Below are 14978 nucleotides of genomic sequence, written 5' to 3' on the forward strand. Positions count from 1 at the left end.
GGTGTTGTTACCTGCCTTCCTGAGGTTCTGCCTGGTTGGACTGTTGTCCGTCGGGCTGAACTTGGCGCTGCTCGCCTTTCTCGTGGGCCGGATCGGGCTGCCGTACCTGATGGCGTGCCTCATCGCTTTTTTCTCGCTCAACGCCCTTGGCTACCTGCTGAACAAGGCGTTCTCGTTCCGTCTTGGTGCGGTTCCGAAGCTTAGCGAGGCGGGACGGTATTTCTTGGTCATGGCCCTTAGCCTGGTGGCCAACCTAGTGCTCATGTACTTGCTCGTGGACCGCGTGGGGTTGCATTACCTTCTCGCCAGTGCCGCCATCAGCGCGATGCTGGCGATCCTGAACTTCATGGCCCACGCGCTCTTCTCCTTCCGATTGCCTGGGAAGCGGAAGAACGGGCTGCTGCAGGTCAGCGCATTTTTCCCCGTGCACGGCGGCGGGATCGAGGTGGTGGCCGACCACCTCGCACGGCAGCAGGCCAACGCGGGGGTGACCGTAACCTGGCACGCTGGCGCGCGCGAGGGGGAAACGGTGCCACGTTCGACCGCGAGGCTCACCGTGGTGCCGGCGCGGTACTGGGATCCGCTGGAGCGCCGCACCGGGCTGCCGCTGCCGCTGTGGAGCCCGTTCTCGGTGGTGCGGTTGCTGGCCGATATCCGCTGCGCGGACGTGGTGCATATCCATGACTACCTGTACATGCCCAGCATCGCAGCAATGGTCGCCGCCAAGGTTCTTGGCCGGCCCGTCGTGCTGACCCAGCATATCGGCGAGATGCCGGTGCGATCAGGGCTGGTCCAGGGCCTGGTCTGGCTGCTCAACTCCACCGTGGGGAAACTGATGCTGCGGGCCGCGGACCAGGTGGTGTTCATCGCCGGTCCGGTGATGGAGTTCTTCGCGTCGAAGATGCATGGTGCGAAGAACGACGCGGTCCTCATCCCCAATGGTGTGGACCATGAGGTCTACCGCCCAGGTGCTCCTGCTTTGCATGGCGATGGCGATCCGGTACGCCTGTTGTTCGTCGGCAGATTCGTCGAGAAGAAGGGCATCCAGTACCTGCGCGAGTGCATGGACCTGCCTGGTGTGGAGTGGACCTTCGTGGGGAATGGACCACTTTCTCCGGCGGATTGGTCCGGCCTGGAGGCGGCCCCACGTGTTATTTCCGGTGCGAAGGGGGCGCAGGTCGTGCCCTATTACCAGCAGGCTGACCTGCTGGTCCTGCCCAGCGTGGGTGAGGGCTTCCCGCTGGTCGTGCAGGAAGCTCTGGCCTGTGGCGTGCCTGTGCTGGTCGGAAGCACCGTCGCCGCCACGTGCATGAACCGCGATCCGGCGTGTGTTTTCGAGGTGGATCTTTCCCACGCGCCGGCTGATAAGGTCAGGCTCGCGGTGCAGGCACTGGCTGGTGACAAGGAGAGATTGCGCCGTGCCCGCGAGCCTGCGCAACGGCTGGCCAGGCAATGGTCCTGGGAGCAGACCGCCCGGAGCTATCGCGAGCTCTATGAGCGACTGGCCGATGCGCGCCTCGGACGGCAGGTGGCCGGGAACAACGAGCCTCAGTAGGCAGGATCCTGGTGCCAGCGCCATGCGCCGAGCACGATCTCGTCCAGGTCGTGCAGGGGGGCATGCCAGCCCAGTTCGGTCTGCGCAAGCAGGCTGGAGGCCACCAGTTGTGCCGGATCGCCGGCCCGGGGTTCGCGCAGGATGACGCTTGCACGTTTGCCGGTGACGCGCTCGGCCGTGCGAATCACATCCATCACGCTGAATCCCGCGCCGCTGCCCAGGTTGAATGCGTGGGCGCCGGTGTGGTTGCCGAGGTAATCCAGCGCCAGTGCGTGGGCGCTCGCGAGGTCACGGACATGGACGTAGTCGCGTACGCAGGTCCCGTCAGGGGTGGCGTACTGGTTGCCGAAGACCTGGAGTGGAGAACCCGCCAGCAGGCTGCGGAGTACATTCGGAATAAGGTGCGTTTCAGGCTGGTGGCTCTCGCCGATCCCGTCCAGGTATGCCGCCCCCGCTGCGTTGAAATAGCGGAGGCTGACCGAGGAAAGGCCGTAGGCGGTGGCCGCGTCGGCCAGTATCCGCTCCACCATCAGCTTGCTTGCCCCGTAGGGACTGAGTGGGTTCTTGGGATGGTCTTCGCTGATTACGTCTGACAATGGTTGCCCGTAGATCGCTGCGGTGGATGAAAACACCAGCTTGCCCACGCCGTGGTCGCGCATGCTGCGCAGCAGGTTCAGTGTGCCCTGGACATTGTTGAGGTAGTAGCCGTAGGGGTCGGCGGTTGAGCCGGACACTATCGAGAGCGCGCAGAGGTGGACAACCGCCTCGAATGCACCGCCGCGGAGCACCGAATCGAGGCTTGGCGGGACCATGACATCGGCCTGGACGAACCGGCCCCAGCGCACGGCCTGGCGATGGCCGGTGCTCAGGTTGTCCAGTACCGTGACCTCGTGGTTTCTGAGGTGAAGTTCCCGGGCGACGTGTGCTCCCACATAGCCTGCGCCGCCACATACGAGGATCTTCATCCTGGATTCCTGAGGTTGTCCGTAATTGCGTCAGTCTGCCAGCGAAAGGTCGGCTGCAGGACGGGCCCGAAAGGTCGTGCCAGCGGCATAAAGGGGGGACGCCGGTGGATCATCGCCTCGTCGGCGGCCTTGTTCAGGGCTTGAGGACCCTGAGTGGCCCGCCATCGTTCGGATCGACCAGCATCCACCCCTCGTCATCGCGCGAATAGATCGGCAGCCCCTTCGCCGAATCCCCAGCCTGCGGCCTTCCCTGCTGGCCGTCCAGGGCCACTATCTTGTGCCGGATGAGCCCGGCCACTTCCGTGTAGGGACGGTACTGGTCGGGTAGCTGCTCCTGGTCGCGTCCGGTTTCCATAAACCGGTCCAGCAGTGCGGAACGGTCGGCGGGATCCACAGGCGGGGCCACGCCGACCAGGTAAGGACCGGTCCAAGGCAGCTTGCGCCATTCAGGGCGTGCTGCCTTGGCCAAGTCTTCAGGGCTGATGTCGCTGGCCGATACCAGGGTGAAGCGCACGTCGGCCCCGACCAGGAACACCGGCCGCGACAGCCACAGGGTGTGCAGGCCGTAGGCAAGGAAGCCGGCCTGGACCACGGCGATGACCTTCAGGTCGAAGCCCAGGCCCCATTTGCCGGGCTTGTAGATCACCAGGGTCAGCAGGGGGCCGGCGGTCATGTCGATGACCAGCATCACCGCCATCAGCCGGTCCAGGCCGGAGATCTTCCACAGGCCGTGGGGGTACCAGGTCAGCAGGGCGGCGAGGGCGATGCCGGAGATCAGGGTCAGGCTCAGCAGCAGGTGCAGTCCGAAGGCTTTCCAGCGGGTCATGGCGTTCGGTGGATGGCTGTTGGGTGAGGGGCCAGGCACGGCGGGGCGTCCGTGCGAATACTCCACAATGCGGGCGGAGGCAGGCAAGCAGGTGGAGGGGCTGCTGGCGAGACCGGCTTGCAACGAGCCAGGCTGGGAAGCCTCTGATGTCCAAGCATGCACGTGATCCGAGAATCGTTAAGTAACGATCTTGGGTGAGGGCGGACTGGCCTCCAGCGCAGCAGGGCTTGCCCTGGTTTCGGCCGCGATATATTGTAATTAAATCGTAAATTAATGGAGCCATGCATGGCTCGGCCGCGCTCTGTGACGGTATCCGACCTGCTGGCGCTGCTGCCATCGGGAGAGCCCGTGCCCGCTTCCCGGCTGGTGCAGCAACTGGGGGTTACCCGGCCGGTGCTGGCGCGGCTGGTCGCCGAAGCCGGTGATCGGGTCCTGCGCCTGGGCAAGGCGCGGGCGACGACCTATGTCGCCCGCGCCGATACCGGGGCGGGAAGCGCATGGCCGCTGTTGCGGCTGAGGCCCGACGCCACGCTGGAAGAACTCGGGACGCTGCATGCCCTGCGCGGTGAACGTTTCCAGTTCGTTCCCGAGGGCCCGCGACCCAACCTGTCGCGTCCGGTGGAGGGCGTGGCGGGGCATTTCCCGGGGCTGCCATGGTTCCTAGACGATCTGCGCCCGCAAGGTTTCCTGGGACGTACGCTTGCCCACAGGCAGGGCGCCCGTCTGGGCGTTCCGGAGGATCTCAACCGATGGGGCCTGCGCGACACCCTGCTCGCCATCACCCGTACCGGCGGCACCGGTATCGGCGATCTGCTGTTGGGTCGCGCTGCGGTGGATGCGGCACTGGCGGAGCTGGCCTCGCCTGCAGATGCGGTGGAGCGCGGGCAGTGGCCCGTGCGTTACGCACAATGGGCGCAGGCCGCGCTGGCGGGTGAGGACGTCGGTTCGTCGCCCGGTGGCGAGCAGCCCAAGTTCACGGCGACGGTCGTCGGGCCGGAGGGGCGGCGCGCGGTGCTGGTCAAGTTCGCCGTGCCCGATCCCGGCCAGGCGGCGCAGCGCTGGGCCGATCTGCTGGTGTGCGAGCATCTGGCACTGGCGAGCCTGCGCCAGGCGGGGCTGCCGGCCTCCCGGTCGGAACTGGTCGATGCCGGCGGCCATACCTGCTTGGAAGTGGCCAGGTTCGATCGCACCGCCGATGTGCTGGGCAGGCGCGGCTTCGTTTCGCTGCTGGCGCTGGATGCTGCGTTCCATGGCGCGGGCGGGCACGACTGGAGCCTGGCCGCGGAATGGCTGGTGGCCGATGGCTGGATCGCCGCCGATACGGCCGTGCAGATGGCCAGGCTGCACTGGTTCGGCCGCTTCATCGGCAACAGCGACATGCATGCCGGCAATCTTGGCTTCCATCTGGTCGATGCCGGGCGACTTGCCCTGGCGCCGGCTTACGACATGCTGCCGATGTACCTGGCGCCTTCGCGCACCGGTGCGGTGCGCGCCGCCACCCCGGTGCAGCCGGCCGCCCCCGAGCGGACGGGGCAGTTCGACCACATCGGCCGGGCGGCCGAGGCTGCCATCGCGTTCTGGGAATCGGTCGCTGCCGATACCCGGATCGCATCCAGGGAACTGCGCCGGCTCGCCCTCCGTAACCGCGACGTGGTGGCCGGCTTCGCCCGCGCATTCGCGGGGTAGCAGATCTTTCGGGGGGATAGCGCATTCCCTTGTAGGAGCCGGTCTTGCCGGCGACCGCCATGGCGGAGGCGTCTGCGTGAAACCGGCTGCCATGGGTGCGTCCGCCTCCACGGTCGCCGGCAAGACCGGCTCCTGCAAAGCGGGGCTCAAGATAGCGCCGTGGCGGTTCGATATGGTTCCTGATGGCCGCGCAGTGGTGTGGGCGGTTGCCGGGTCGCCTGGGCCCCGCACTTGAGGTAGGCTGGTCCGGCACGTGTCGAACCCGGCGGATGCCGATAGGGGGTGGACATGAGCGGTAGCACCCGGTCGGGTGATGACAGGATGTTCGAGTTCCGGGAGGAACCCGGTGAGGGCACGGGCGCCGTGGCGGCCGCGCCGCTGACCGTGCTGAGCGTGGACGACGACCAGGCCTTCCAGCAGTCGCTGCGCCTGGCCCTGTCGGACTTCCGTTTCAACGACAGCCCCTTGCGCCTGCTCACGGCCTCTTCGGCCGCCGAGGCCGAGGCGCTGCTGGCCGACCATCCCGACGTCTCGGCGATCCTGCTGGACGTGGTCATGGAGACCGACGACGCCGGCCTGCGCCTGGTGCGCGCGGTGCGCGAGCAGCTGGGCAATTCCGAGGTGCGGATCGTGCTGGTGACCGGGCAGCCGGGCATGGCGCCGATGCAGCAGACCCTCGAGCAGCTGGACATCAGCGACTACTGGCTCAAGACCGACCTGTACCGCGAGCGCCTGCGCGGGATCGTCACCGGCACCCTGCGCACCTGGCGCGAGATCCGGGCCCTGGGCCGGGCCAAGCGCGGGCTGCAGCAGATCGTCCAGGCCGGGCGCCAGCTGGCGGGCCTGCGCGACCTGGGCGAGTTCTCCCGGCACGTGCTGCTGGAGCTGGCCGAGCTGCTGGAGGTGCCGCCCGACGGGCTGCTGTGCGTGCGCGTGGACCAGCGCGACGCGCCGCCGGCCAGCGCCCGCCTGGTGGGCGCGGCCGGGCGCTTCGCGCCGCTGGCGATGCGCCCGTTGCAGGACATCGACGACCCGATGATCCGCGACCTGCTGCTGGAGGCGCTGACCCGCAGGACCGCGATCGGCACCCCGTCCAGCCAGGTGCTGTTCTTCGATGGCGGCGGGCTGGCGCCGCAGGCGGCGGTGTACCTGGCCACCGAGCGCTCCCTGGACGAGGAGGAGCACGAGCTGCTGCGGGTGTTCGCCACCCATGCCAACGCCGGCCTGGTGAGCGTGGACCTGGCCGCGCGCCTGGACCAGGTGGCCTACCAGGACGGACTGCTCGGCATCCCCAACGGCAACGCGCTGCAACGCGAGCTGGAACTGGTGCTGGCGGAGCCCCACCCGCGCGAGCGGAGCCTGCTGGTGGTGGACCTGGACCAGTACACCCACGTCAGCCTGGCGTTGGGGCCGGAGCAGGGCGACCTGCTGCTGAAGGACATGGCCCGGCGCCTGCACCAGGTGTACCCGCCGCCGTGCCTGGTCGCGCGCCTGCACGAGGGGACCTTCGGCGTGCTCGGGCCCAGCGCGGCGCTGGCGGTCGATCCGGTGGCCGCGCTCGAGCAGGGCGACGGCGAGCACGTCCTGCCGTTCCTGGGTGTGGATGCGGTGCGGGTGGACCTGGACGAGTACCGCGGCGCGGCGCGCGGCGCGGTCGCCGCCGGCCTCACCCTGCTGCGCAAGCTGCGTGCCGGTGGCGCCCACGGCCTGGTCGAGTACCGGGCCGAGGCGGAAGCCGAGAACCGCGCCCGCTTCCTGGAGTCGCGCGCCCTGTACCAGGCCGTGCGCGAGGACCGGATCACGATCGAGCTGCAGCCCCAGGTTTCCCTCGAGGACGGGGCGATCGTCGGCGCCGAGGTGCTGGCGCGCTGGAACGAGGACGGGGTGCCGGTGCCGCCGGCGCGCTTCATTCCGATCGCCGAGGCCAGCGGCCTGATCGTGCCGCTGGGGCAGAGGGTCATCGAGCAGGCCTGCGGCGCGTTGCGGGCGATGGCGCAGGCCGGCTTCCCGGATGTGCCGGTGTCGGTGAACGTCTCGCCGCTGCAGCTGCGCCGGCGCGAGTTCGCCGAGGAGCTGGTGGAACTGCTCGGCCGTCACGGCATCGCCCCGCACCGGCTGGAGATCGAGATCACCGAAGGGGCGGTGATGAGCGATTACCAGGCCGGGCGCGAGATGCTGGCGCGGTTGCGGCGGCTCGGCTTCCCGATTGCGGTGGATGACTTCGGTACCGGCTATTCCTCGCTGCGCTACGTGCACTCGCTGCCGGTGACCCGGCTGAAGCTGGACCGGCACTTCACCGCCGAGATCGGCGCCGGTGGAGCGGAAAGCAGCGTGGCCGACATGATCATCGCCCTGGGCCGCCGCCTGGACCTGGGCGTGGTCGCCGAGGGCGTGGAAACCCGGTCCCAGGCCGAGTGGCTGCGCACGCATGGTTGCAGTTGCGGCCAAGGCTACCTGTTCGCCCGGCCCGAGCCGCTGGAGGCCTTCATCGCGCGCCTGCGCGCAGCCCCGCTGGCCGGGTGATCATGCGCCGCTGGGGCCGACGGATCCGGCGCCGCTGGATCGAATCGCGGATCGCGGTGCGTGCGCATCCCCTGCGGGTGGCGCAGATGGCGCTGCCTTGGCTGCTGGGCCTGTTCGTCCTGCTGCCGCTGCTCTGGTACGAAATGGACCGGGCGGTGCAGGGCCCGGTGCGCCAGGCCGGGCGCGACACGATCGGCTATGCGGGCCAATCGATGCTGCGCTGGATGGAGCGGCTGCGCGATGACACCCGTTTCCTGGCCGACCTGACCCCGCGGCTGCTGCAGTCCGGTTCACGGCAGGGCTCGCCGCTGGTGGACACCTACACCAGTTTCCTGCTGGCCGGCGGCGACTACCACAAGGTGCGATGGATCGACCGCGATGGTCGCGAGCGGCTGCGCATCGACCAGGCTGCGGGCACGATCGCGCAGGTGCCCGAGGAAGAACTGCAGGACAAGGCCGGGCGCCCGTTCTTCGAGAACGGCGTGGGCCTTACTCCGGGGCAGGTGCACCTGTCGCCGCTGGACCTCAACGTCGAGAACGGGCGGATCGAGCAGCCGCTGCGTCCGACCTTGCGCGCATCCTCGCCCTTCGTCCGCGAGGACGGCGGCATCGGCGTGGTGGTGGTCAACTTCCACGGCCAGGTCCTGCTGCGGAAGCTGCAGGCCCAGGCCCGGCACTCCGGGTTCGAGCTGTACCTGGTACATCCGGACGGCTACTGGCTGATCGGCCCGGAGCCGGACGATGCCTGGGGCTGGCAGCTGGGCCGCCCCGAACGCACCGTCGGGCGGATGGATCCGGGGCTGTGGCAGGCGATGCTGCGGCAGCCGTCCGGCCACCGCGGGGCATGGGTGTTCTCGACCCTGCGGGCGGAATGGGCCGGCAGCGAGGGCGACCTGCTGGCCAACGCCGATCCCTCGCTGGGCCAGCTGCGGCTGTTGGTGCGCCGGGATGCGCTGGTCGGCGCGCGTTGGAAGTGGGTGCTGGCCGGCCTGTCAGTGGCCGCCGCAGTCCTGATCGTGCTGATGCTGCTGGGCCAGGCGCGCGGCCTGGAACGCGAGGCGGCCTACGTGCGCCGCCTGCGCCGGGCCAACCAGGCCCTGCTGCAGGCCAACGAGCGCCTGCAGGTGGCCCAGGACGAGCTGACCCGGGCGCAGAGGCTGTCCTCGCTGGGGCTGATGGTCGCCGGCGTGGCCCACGAACTGAACACGCCGCTGGCCAGCGCCCGGCTGGCGCTGAGCACCGTGCGCACCGGGGTGTCCTCGCTCGAGCGCCAGGTGCAGGCGGGGCTGCGCAAGTCCGAGCTGGATGCGTTCCTGGCATCGGCCCACGACGCCTGCGCCCTGGCCGACGCCGAGCTGCGCCGCACCTCGGCCCTGGTCCAGCGCTTCAAGCAGGTGGCGGTGGACCGCGCCTCGCTGGAGCGCCGCCGCTTCGAGCTGGGCGAGATCGTGCTCGACGCCGATCCGCGCCTGCGCCGCGGCGAGCCCATCGACGGCATCGTCCTGGAGCTGGACCTGGAGCCGGACGTGGCGATGGACACCTACCCCGGCCCGCTGGAACAGGTGGTGGCCAACCTGCTGACCAATGCGGTGGTGCACGGCTATCCCGACGGCGGCCCCGGTCGGGTCCGGATCACGGCCCGCGCCGACGGCCCGGGCCATGCCCGGGTCGAGGTCGCCGATGCCGGCGGGGGCATCGCCGCGGAGGACCTGGCACGGGTGTTCGAGCCGTTCTTCACCACCCGCCGCAACCGCGGCGGTACCGGCCTTGGCCTGCACATCGTCCACCAGATCGTGACCGAGGTCCTGGGCGGCACGATCGAGGTGCGCAGCCGCCAGGCCGGCGACGAAGGCCGCGACCCGCCGGGCACGGTATTCACCGTTCGCATCCCCCGCACCGGCCCCGACGGTCCCGCCTCCCTTCCGTAAGACCCGCTGACCTCGCCGCGTTCGCTTTGCGTTATCTTTTCTGCAGTAGCCCCGGGGGAACACCCATCATGAACGCTGTCGCATCCGCCAACCTGGTCGGGATCACCGGCATCGCCCGGCGCCTGGTGATGGACGGTGCCCTGGACGAGGCGGCCGCGCGCACCGCGATGACCCAGGCCACCGAGGCCAAGGTACCGCTGGCGCAGTGGATCGCCGAGAAGAAGCTGGTCGCGCCCTCGCAGCTGGCGGCGGCCAACGCGGTCGAGTTCGGCATGCCGCTGCTGGACGTGTCGGTGTTCGACGCCAGCCACAACGCGATGAAGCTGGTCAGCGAGGAACTGCTGCAGAAGCACCAGGTGCTGCCGCTGTTCAAGCGCGGCGGCAAGCTGTTCGTCGGCACCAGCCACCCGACCCAGACCGCGGCCCTGGCCGAGCTGCAGTTCCACACCAACCTGGTGGTCGAGGCGATCCTGGTCGACGAGGACCAGGTGCGGCGGACCCTGGAGCAGTGGCACAACGTCGGCGACCAGTTGGGTACCGCGCTGGGCGAGGGCGACGACGAGGGCCTGGACTCGCTCGAGGTCGGCGCCGACGAGGAAGGCGGCAGCGAATCGGGCGTGGACGCCAAGGGCGACGACACTCCGGTGGTGAAGTTCGTCAACAAGGTGCTGGTGGACGCGATCCGCCGCGGCGCCTCGGACATCCACTTCGAGCCCTACGAGACCGACTACCGGGTGCGCCTGCGCATCGACGGCCTGCTCAAGACCGTGGCCCGCGCGCCGCAGAAGCTCAACCAGCGCATCGCCGCCCGCCTGAAGGTGATGGCGCAGCTGGACATCGCCGAGAAGCGGGTGCCGCAGGACGGCCGCATCAAGCTCAACCTGTCCAAGACCAAGCAGATCGACTTCCGCGTCAGCACCCTGCCGACCCTGTTCGGCGAAAAGGTGGTGCTGCGCATCCTGGACGGCAGCGCGGCCAAGCTGGGCATCGACAAGCTGGGCTACGAGGCCGACCAGCAGAAGCTGTTCATGGAGGCCATCCACAAGCCCTACGGCATGGTCCTGGTCACCGGCCCGACCGGCTCGGGCAAGACGGTGTCGCTGTACACCGCGCTGGGCATCCTCAATGACGACACCCGCAACATCTCCACCGCCGAGGACCCGGTCGAAATCCGCCTGCCCGGCGTCAACCAGGTGCAGCAGAACAACAAGCGCGGCATGACCTTCGCCGCGGCCCTGCGCTCGTTCCTGCGCCAGGACCCGGACATCATCATGGTCGGCGAAATCCGCGACCTGGAGACCGCCGAGATCGCGATCAAGGCGGCCCAGACCGGCCACATGGTGCTGTCGACCCTGCACACCAACGACGCGCCGCAGACCATCGCGCGCCTGATGAACATGGGCATCGCCCCGTACAACATCACATCCTCGGTGACCCTGGTGATCGCCCAGCGCCTGGCGCGGCGCCTGTGCAGCCGCTGCAAGCGCCCGGTGGAGCTACCCGAGAACGCGCTGCTGGCCGAGGGCTTCACCGAGGCCGAGCTCAAGGCCGGCTTCACCCTGTACGAGGCGGTGGGCTGCGACGAGTGCACCGAGGGCTACAAGGGCCGCACCGGCATCTACCAGGTGATGCCGATGAGCGAGGATATCCAGGCCATCGTGCTGGAGGGCGGCAACGCCCTGCAGATCGCCGAGGCCGCGCAGAAGTCGGGCATCCGCGACCTGCGCCAGTCGGCGCTGATGAAGGTCCGCCAGGGCGTCACCAGCCTGGCCGAGATCAACCGCGTCACCAAGGACTGAGCGGGGCGGGCGCGGACCGGTGGCGATGCTTCCCCTTGTAGGAGCCGGTCTTGCCGGCGACCGTGGAGGCGGACGAATCGCTGGCAACCGGTTTCACGCAGACGCCTCCCCCATGGCGGTCGCCGGCAAGACCGGCTCCTACAGGAAGACGCAGTTCCAGAAGGGGTAGTCCCCAATCCGGGTCACCAGGCCCGACCTGAGGGGATTGGCGACGATGTACCGGGCCACGGCCGGCAGGTCGTCCTCCTTGCGAAGGGCGCGGTCGTGGAAGGCCGGTTCCCACAGCGGCCCGGCCCGGGCCAGCATGCGGTTGGCGGCCACTCCGCTGGCCGACTTCATCCTGGAGACCAGGCGCTCGAGCGGGACGGTCTCCCCGGTCTGCAGCAGCCAGTGGCAATGATCCGGCATCAGTACCCAGGCCAGCAGGGTGGCGTCGGCCCGGACGGCCGGTTGATGGAACGCGCGCACGACTTCGCAAGCCACATGGAAGTTGGAGAACCAGGGGCGGCGCTGCAGGGTCGCGGCGGTGACGTGGTAGACCTGCCCCGGCAGGGAGAACCGTCCGCGCCGCAGGGCGGCATGGCCGCGGTCGGGTATCGAGGCGCGCATGTCCATGCGCAAAGGGTGCGGTTGCGCGGAGGGCGGCGGTAGCGGCCCTCTGCCTCCCATCCCGTAGGAATCCGCCATGCCCCTTTGTAGGAGCCGGTCTTGCCGGCGACCGCCATGGCGGAAGGGTTTGCGTGAGCCCGGATGCCAATGGTCAGTCCGCCTCCACGGTCGCCGGCAAGACCGGCTCCTACAAGGGAAGCGCCCCCACCACTGGCCCATCACGCCCGCAGCGGTCATGCTTTGCGGGTTTATCCGACGACGGCCAGCCGATGTTCAGCATTCCGATACGGGTCTACTGGGAAGATACCGACGCTGGCGGGGTGGTCTACCACGCCCGCTACGTGGCTTTCCTGGAACGGGCGCGCAGCGATGCCTTGCGCGACCTGGGCCGGGGCCAGCAGGCGCTGCAGCAGGCCGGGCTGGTGTTCGCGGTGCATTCGATGCGGCTGGAGTTCCTGCGCCCAGCGCGGCTGGACGACCTGCTCGAGGTGACCGCGGAGGTGGCCAGGGTCGGCCGGGCCAGCGTGGTCTTCGCCCAGCGCATCCTGCGCGGGGAGGAACTGCTGCTGACCTCCGAGGTCAAGGTCGCGGCGTTGCGCGCGGCCGACTTCAGGCCGTGCCCGGTCGAGGAATCGCTGTACCAGGAACTGAAATCGCTGCAGGCCGGTCCCATGGCATGACCCGCCACGACCCGCCCGCGGCCCCCCACCGCACCATCGAATCGCGCGACAGAGGAAGCAAAGGATGATCGGATCGACCCTGGCCCTGGTGGCCACCGTGGTGGAGGCGCTGCCGCAGGAGGCGGCGACCGCCGCAGCCGGCGCCGCGGCCGCCGCGTCCCATGGCGGCATCAACTACCTGGACCTGATGCTGCGGGCCAGCCTGCCGGTCAAGCTGATCGTGCTGCTGCTGCTGCTCGGCTCGCTGATCAGCTGGGTGATCATCTTCCGCAAGCTGCGCACCTTCAAGGCGGCCGACCAGGAGGCCGACGAGTTCGAGAACCGGTTCTGGTCCGGGGCCGAGCTGGGCAAGCTGTACGCGGCGGCCACCGACCGCAACCGGGTGGTCGGCGGGCTGGAGGCGATCTTCGAGGCCGGCTTCCGCGAGTTCACCCGCCTGCGCGACAAGCGCCGCCACGACGGCCGCGCCCAGCTCGAGGGCGCCCAGCGCGCCATGCGCGTGGCCTACACCCGCGAGGTCGGCGGCCTGGAGCGCAACCTGGAGCTGCTGGCCAACATCGGCTCGACCGCGCCGTACGTGGGCCTGGTCGGCACCGTGTTCGGGATCATGGTGACCATGCACGACATGGTCAGCCAGGGCCAGCAGGTCGGCATCGCCTCGGTGGCGCCGGGCATCTCCGAGGCGCTGTTCGCCACCGCCATCGGCCTGTTCGTGGCGATCCCGGCGGTGTGGGCCTATAACCGCTACACCAGCCGGGTGGACCGGCTGTCGCAGCGCTACGAGAGCTTCGCCGACGAGTTCAGCTCGATCCTGCAGCGCCAGGCTGGCGCCGAAGAATGAGCCGCGCACGCCCGACCGGGAGCCCGCCATGAGCACACTCGCCCGCCACAAGCGCCGCAAGCTCAAGTCCGAGATCAACGTCGTGCCCTACATCGACGTGATGCTGGTGCTGCTGATCATCTTCATGGTGACCGCGCCGCTGCTGAGCCTGAGCGTGGACGTGGACCTGCCCAAGGCCAACGCCCGCTCGGTGGACAGCAAGCAGGACCCGGTGATCGTGACCGTGGACGCCGAGGGCCGCTACTTCCTCACCCTGGAAGGTGGCAAGGCCGAGCCGATCGACGCCACCGAGCTGCAGCCGCGGCTGGCGGCGTTCGTCGCCCAGAACAAGGACCTGCCGGTGTTCGTCGCCGCCCCCGGCGGGGTGGAGTACCAGAAGGTCATGGACACCATGGTCCTGGTCCAGGCCGCCGGCGTGCCGCGGGTGAGTCTGATGAGCCAGCCGGGCGGCCAGGTCGGGAAGGCGCCGCGTTGAGGACGGCCATGGATCTTCCCGGCGGGAATCCGCATGCACGCTGAAGCCCTCCACCATCGTCCGGAGGACCGCGAGGGCGGGCTGGGCGGCCCGTTCGCGCTGGCCGTGGGCCTGCACGTGCTGGTCGCCTTGCTGTTCTGGCTGGCCTGGTGGTGGTCGCCGCAGAGGCACGTCGAGCCGGCAGCCGGCTCGCCTGCGATCGAGGCCTCGCTGGTGATGTCGCAGGCCGATGTGGCCGCCGCGCAGAAGCGGGCCGAGGACGCACCCAAGCCCGAGCCCCTGCCCGAGCCGGTGGTGGACACCGCGCCGGAGGAAACCGTGCCGCCGCCGCAGCCCCTGCCCGAGCCGCGCCCGCAGGACGCGGCCACCACCCCGCAGCAGAAGGCCCAGGACTTCATCCCCGAGCCGGACACGGTCGATCAGGACGAGGCCCGCCGCGACGCCATCGCCCGGGAGAAGGCCGAGAAGGAACAGGAAGAGCGCCGCCGCCAGGAGCAGATCGACCTGACCGAGCAGCAGAGGCAGAAGGAGGCGGAGAACCAGCGCCGGCTCGCGGCCCAGGCCGAACAGGCCGAGCGCGAGAAGAAGCTGGCCGAGATCCGCCGCCAGCGCGAGCAGGCCGCGCGCCAGGCCGAACTGGCCGAGCAGCGCCTGCGCCAGCTGCAGCAGGCCCAGCAGCGCCCGGCCGCCACCCCCGCGCCGCCCAGCCAGGGCTCGCCGGGGCAGGGCGGGACCAGCGAGGACCTGACCGCCAAGTACGCCGCCGCGATCCAGCAGGCGGTGCTCAACCAGTGGATCCGGCCGGATACCGTGCCCCTGGGCCAGCGCTGCCGGGTGGTGATCCGCCAGCTGCCGGGCGGCGAGGTGATCGACGCCAGGGTGCAGCCGGGCTGCCCGTTCGACGACGCCGGCCAGCGCTCGCTGGAGGCGGCGGTCCTGCGCGCCCAGCCCTTGCCCTACCGTGGCTTCGAAAGCGCGTTCAACCGGACCCTGATCCTCAATTTCGAGGCCCGGGACCGCTGAGCCCCGGCCGGGCGCCGTTCACGCAATCTTCGTTCATGATTGCGAAAATGTTCACGCCGCTGCTGGTA

12 protein-coding genes are annotated in these 14978 nt (G+C 69.5%); 9 read left to right on the forward strand and 3 right to left on the reverse strand.

Annotation, left to right across the window (positions count from 1 at the left end; genetic code table 11):
* Nucleotide 1: 1 nt before the first annotated feature.
* The gene (locus tag CSC62_RS08215; protein ID WP_162405696.1) at nt 2-1555 is read left to right on the forward strand and encodes a glycosyltransferase; all 1554 of its coding nucleotides are present in this window, start codon (nt 2-4) and stop codon (nt 1553-1555) included.
* Here CSC62_RS08215 and galE read toward each other — a convergent pair.
* Complete coding sequence (gene galE / locus CSC62_RS08220) at nt 1549-2520, reverse strand: UDP-glucose 4-epimerase GalE (protein ID WP_162405697.1); 972 nt, start codon at nt 2518-2520, stop codon at nt 1549-1551. The two genes, CSC62_RS08215 and galE, sit on opposite strands and share 7 nt — an antisense overlap.
* A 133-nt stretch (nt 2521-2653) precedes the next feature.
* A complete protein-coding gene (locus CSC62_RS08225) occupies nt 2654-3346 on the reverse strand; it encodes a type IV pilin accessory protein (RefSeq protein ID WP_162405698.1) in 693 nt (230 codons plus the stop codon).
* A 285-nt stretch (nt 3347-3631) separates the two neighbouring features.
* Here CSC62_RS08225 and yjjJ point away from each other — a divergent pair, with 285 nt between their 5' ends.
* From yjjJ to pilB, 4 genes are all read left to right on the forward strand, one after another.
* Entirely contained in the window at nt 3632-5032 is a 1401-nt protein-coding gene (yjjJ, locus tag CSC62_RS08230) for a type II toxin-antitoxin system HipA family toxin YjjJ (RefSeq protein WP_162405699.1), read from the forward strand.
* Between the two features lie 321 nt (nt 5033-5353).
* Nucleotides 5354-7555 carry a putative bifunctional diguanylate cyclase/phosphodiesterase gene (locus tag CSC62_RS08235; RefSeq protein ID WP_162405700.1) on the forward strand — a complete coding sequence of 734 codons (2202 nt, stop codon included), beginning with the start codon at nt 5354-5356 and terminating at the stop codon, nt 7553-7555.
* 2 nt (nt 7556-7557) lie between these two features.
* Complete coding sequence (locus tag CSC62_RS08240) at nt 7558-9483, forward strand: sensor histidine kinase (protein WP_162405701.1); 1926 nt, start codon at nt 7558-7560, stop codon at nt 9481-9483.
* A gap of 68 nt (nt 9484-9551) precedes the next feature.
* Entirely contained in the window at nt 9552-11282 is a 1731-nt protein-coding gene (gene pilB / locus CSC62_RS08245) for a type IV-A pilus assembly ATPase PilB (RefSeq protein WP_162405702.1), read from the forward strand.
* Nucleotides 11283-11420: 138 nt separating this feature from the next.
* Here the strand turns inward: pilB and CSC62_RS08250 are convergent, their stop codons facing one another.
* The gene (locus tag CSC62_RS08250) at nt 11421-11897 is read right to left on the reverse strand and encodes an REP-associated tyrosine transposase (protein ID WP_162405703.1); all 477 of its coding nucleotides are present in this window, start codon (nt 11895-11897) and stop codon (nt 11421-11423) included.
* Between the two features lie 263 nt (nt 11898-12160).
* On the opposite strand from CSC62_RS08250, the gene ybgC reads away from it, so the two are divergent.
* The 4 genes from ybgC to tolA all read left to right on the forward strand — a co-directional run bounded on the left by ybgC (nt 12161) and on the right by tolA (nt 14910).
* A complete protein-coding gene (gene ybgC / locus CSC62_RS08255) occupies nt 12161-12571 on the forward strand; it encodes a tol-pal system-associated acyl-CoA thioesterase (protein ID WP_162405704.1) in 411 nt (136 codons plus the stop codon).
* Between the two features lie 64 nt (nt 12572-12635).
* Nucleotides 12636-13412: a protein TolQ gene (tolQ, locus tag CSC62_RS08260; RefSeq protein ID WP_162405705.1), complete on the forward strand. Its 777-nt coding sequence runs from the start codon at nt 12636-12638 to the stop codon at nt 13410-13412.
* Nucleotides 13413-13440: 28 nt separating this feature from the next.
* Nucleotides 13441-13887 (forward strand): protein TolR, encoded by a 447-nt coding sequence (gene tolR / locus CSC62_RS08265; protein WP_162405706.1) that lies wholly within the window; start codon nt 13441-13443, stop codon nt 13885-13887.
* Between the two features lie 33 nt (nt 13888-13920).
* Nucleotides 13921-14910, forward strand: a complete 990-nt coding sequence (tolA, locus tag CSC62_RS08270; RefSeq protein ID WP_162405707.1) for a cell envelope integrity protein TolA — start codon at nt 13921-13923, stop codon at nt 14908-14910.
* Nucleotides 14911-14978: the final 68 nt, after the last annotated feature.

Source organism: Pseudoxanthomonas jiangsuensis, from assembly GCF_010093185.1.
GTDB classification, from domain to species: domain Bacteria; phylum Pseudomonadota; class Gammaproteobacteria; order Xanthomonadales; family Xanthomonadaceae; genus Pseudoxanthomonas; species Pseudoxanthomonas jiangsuensis.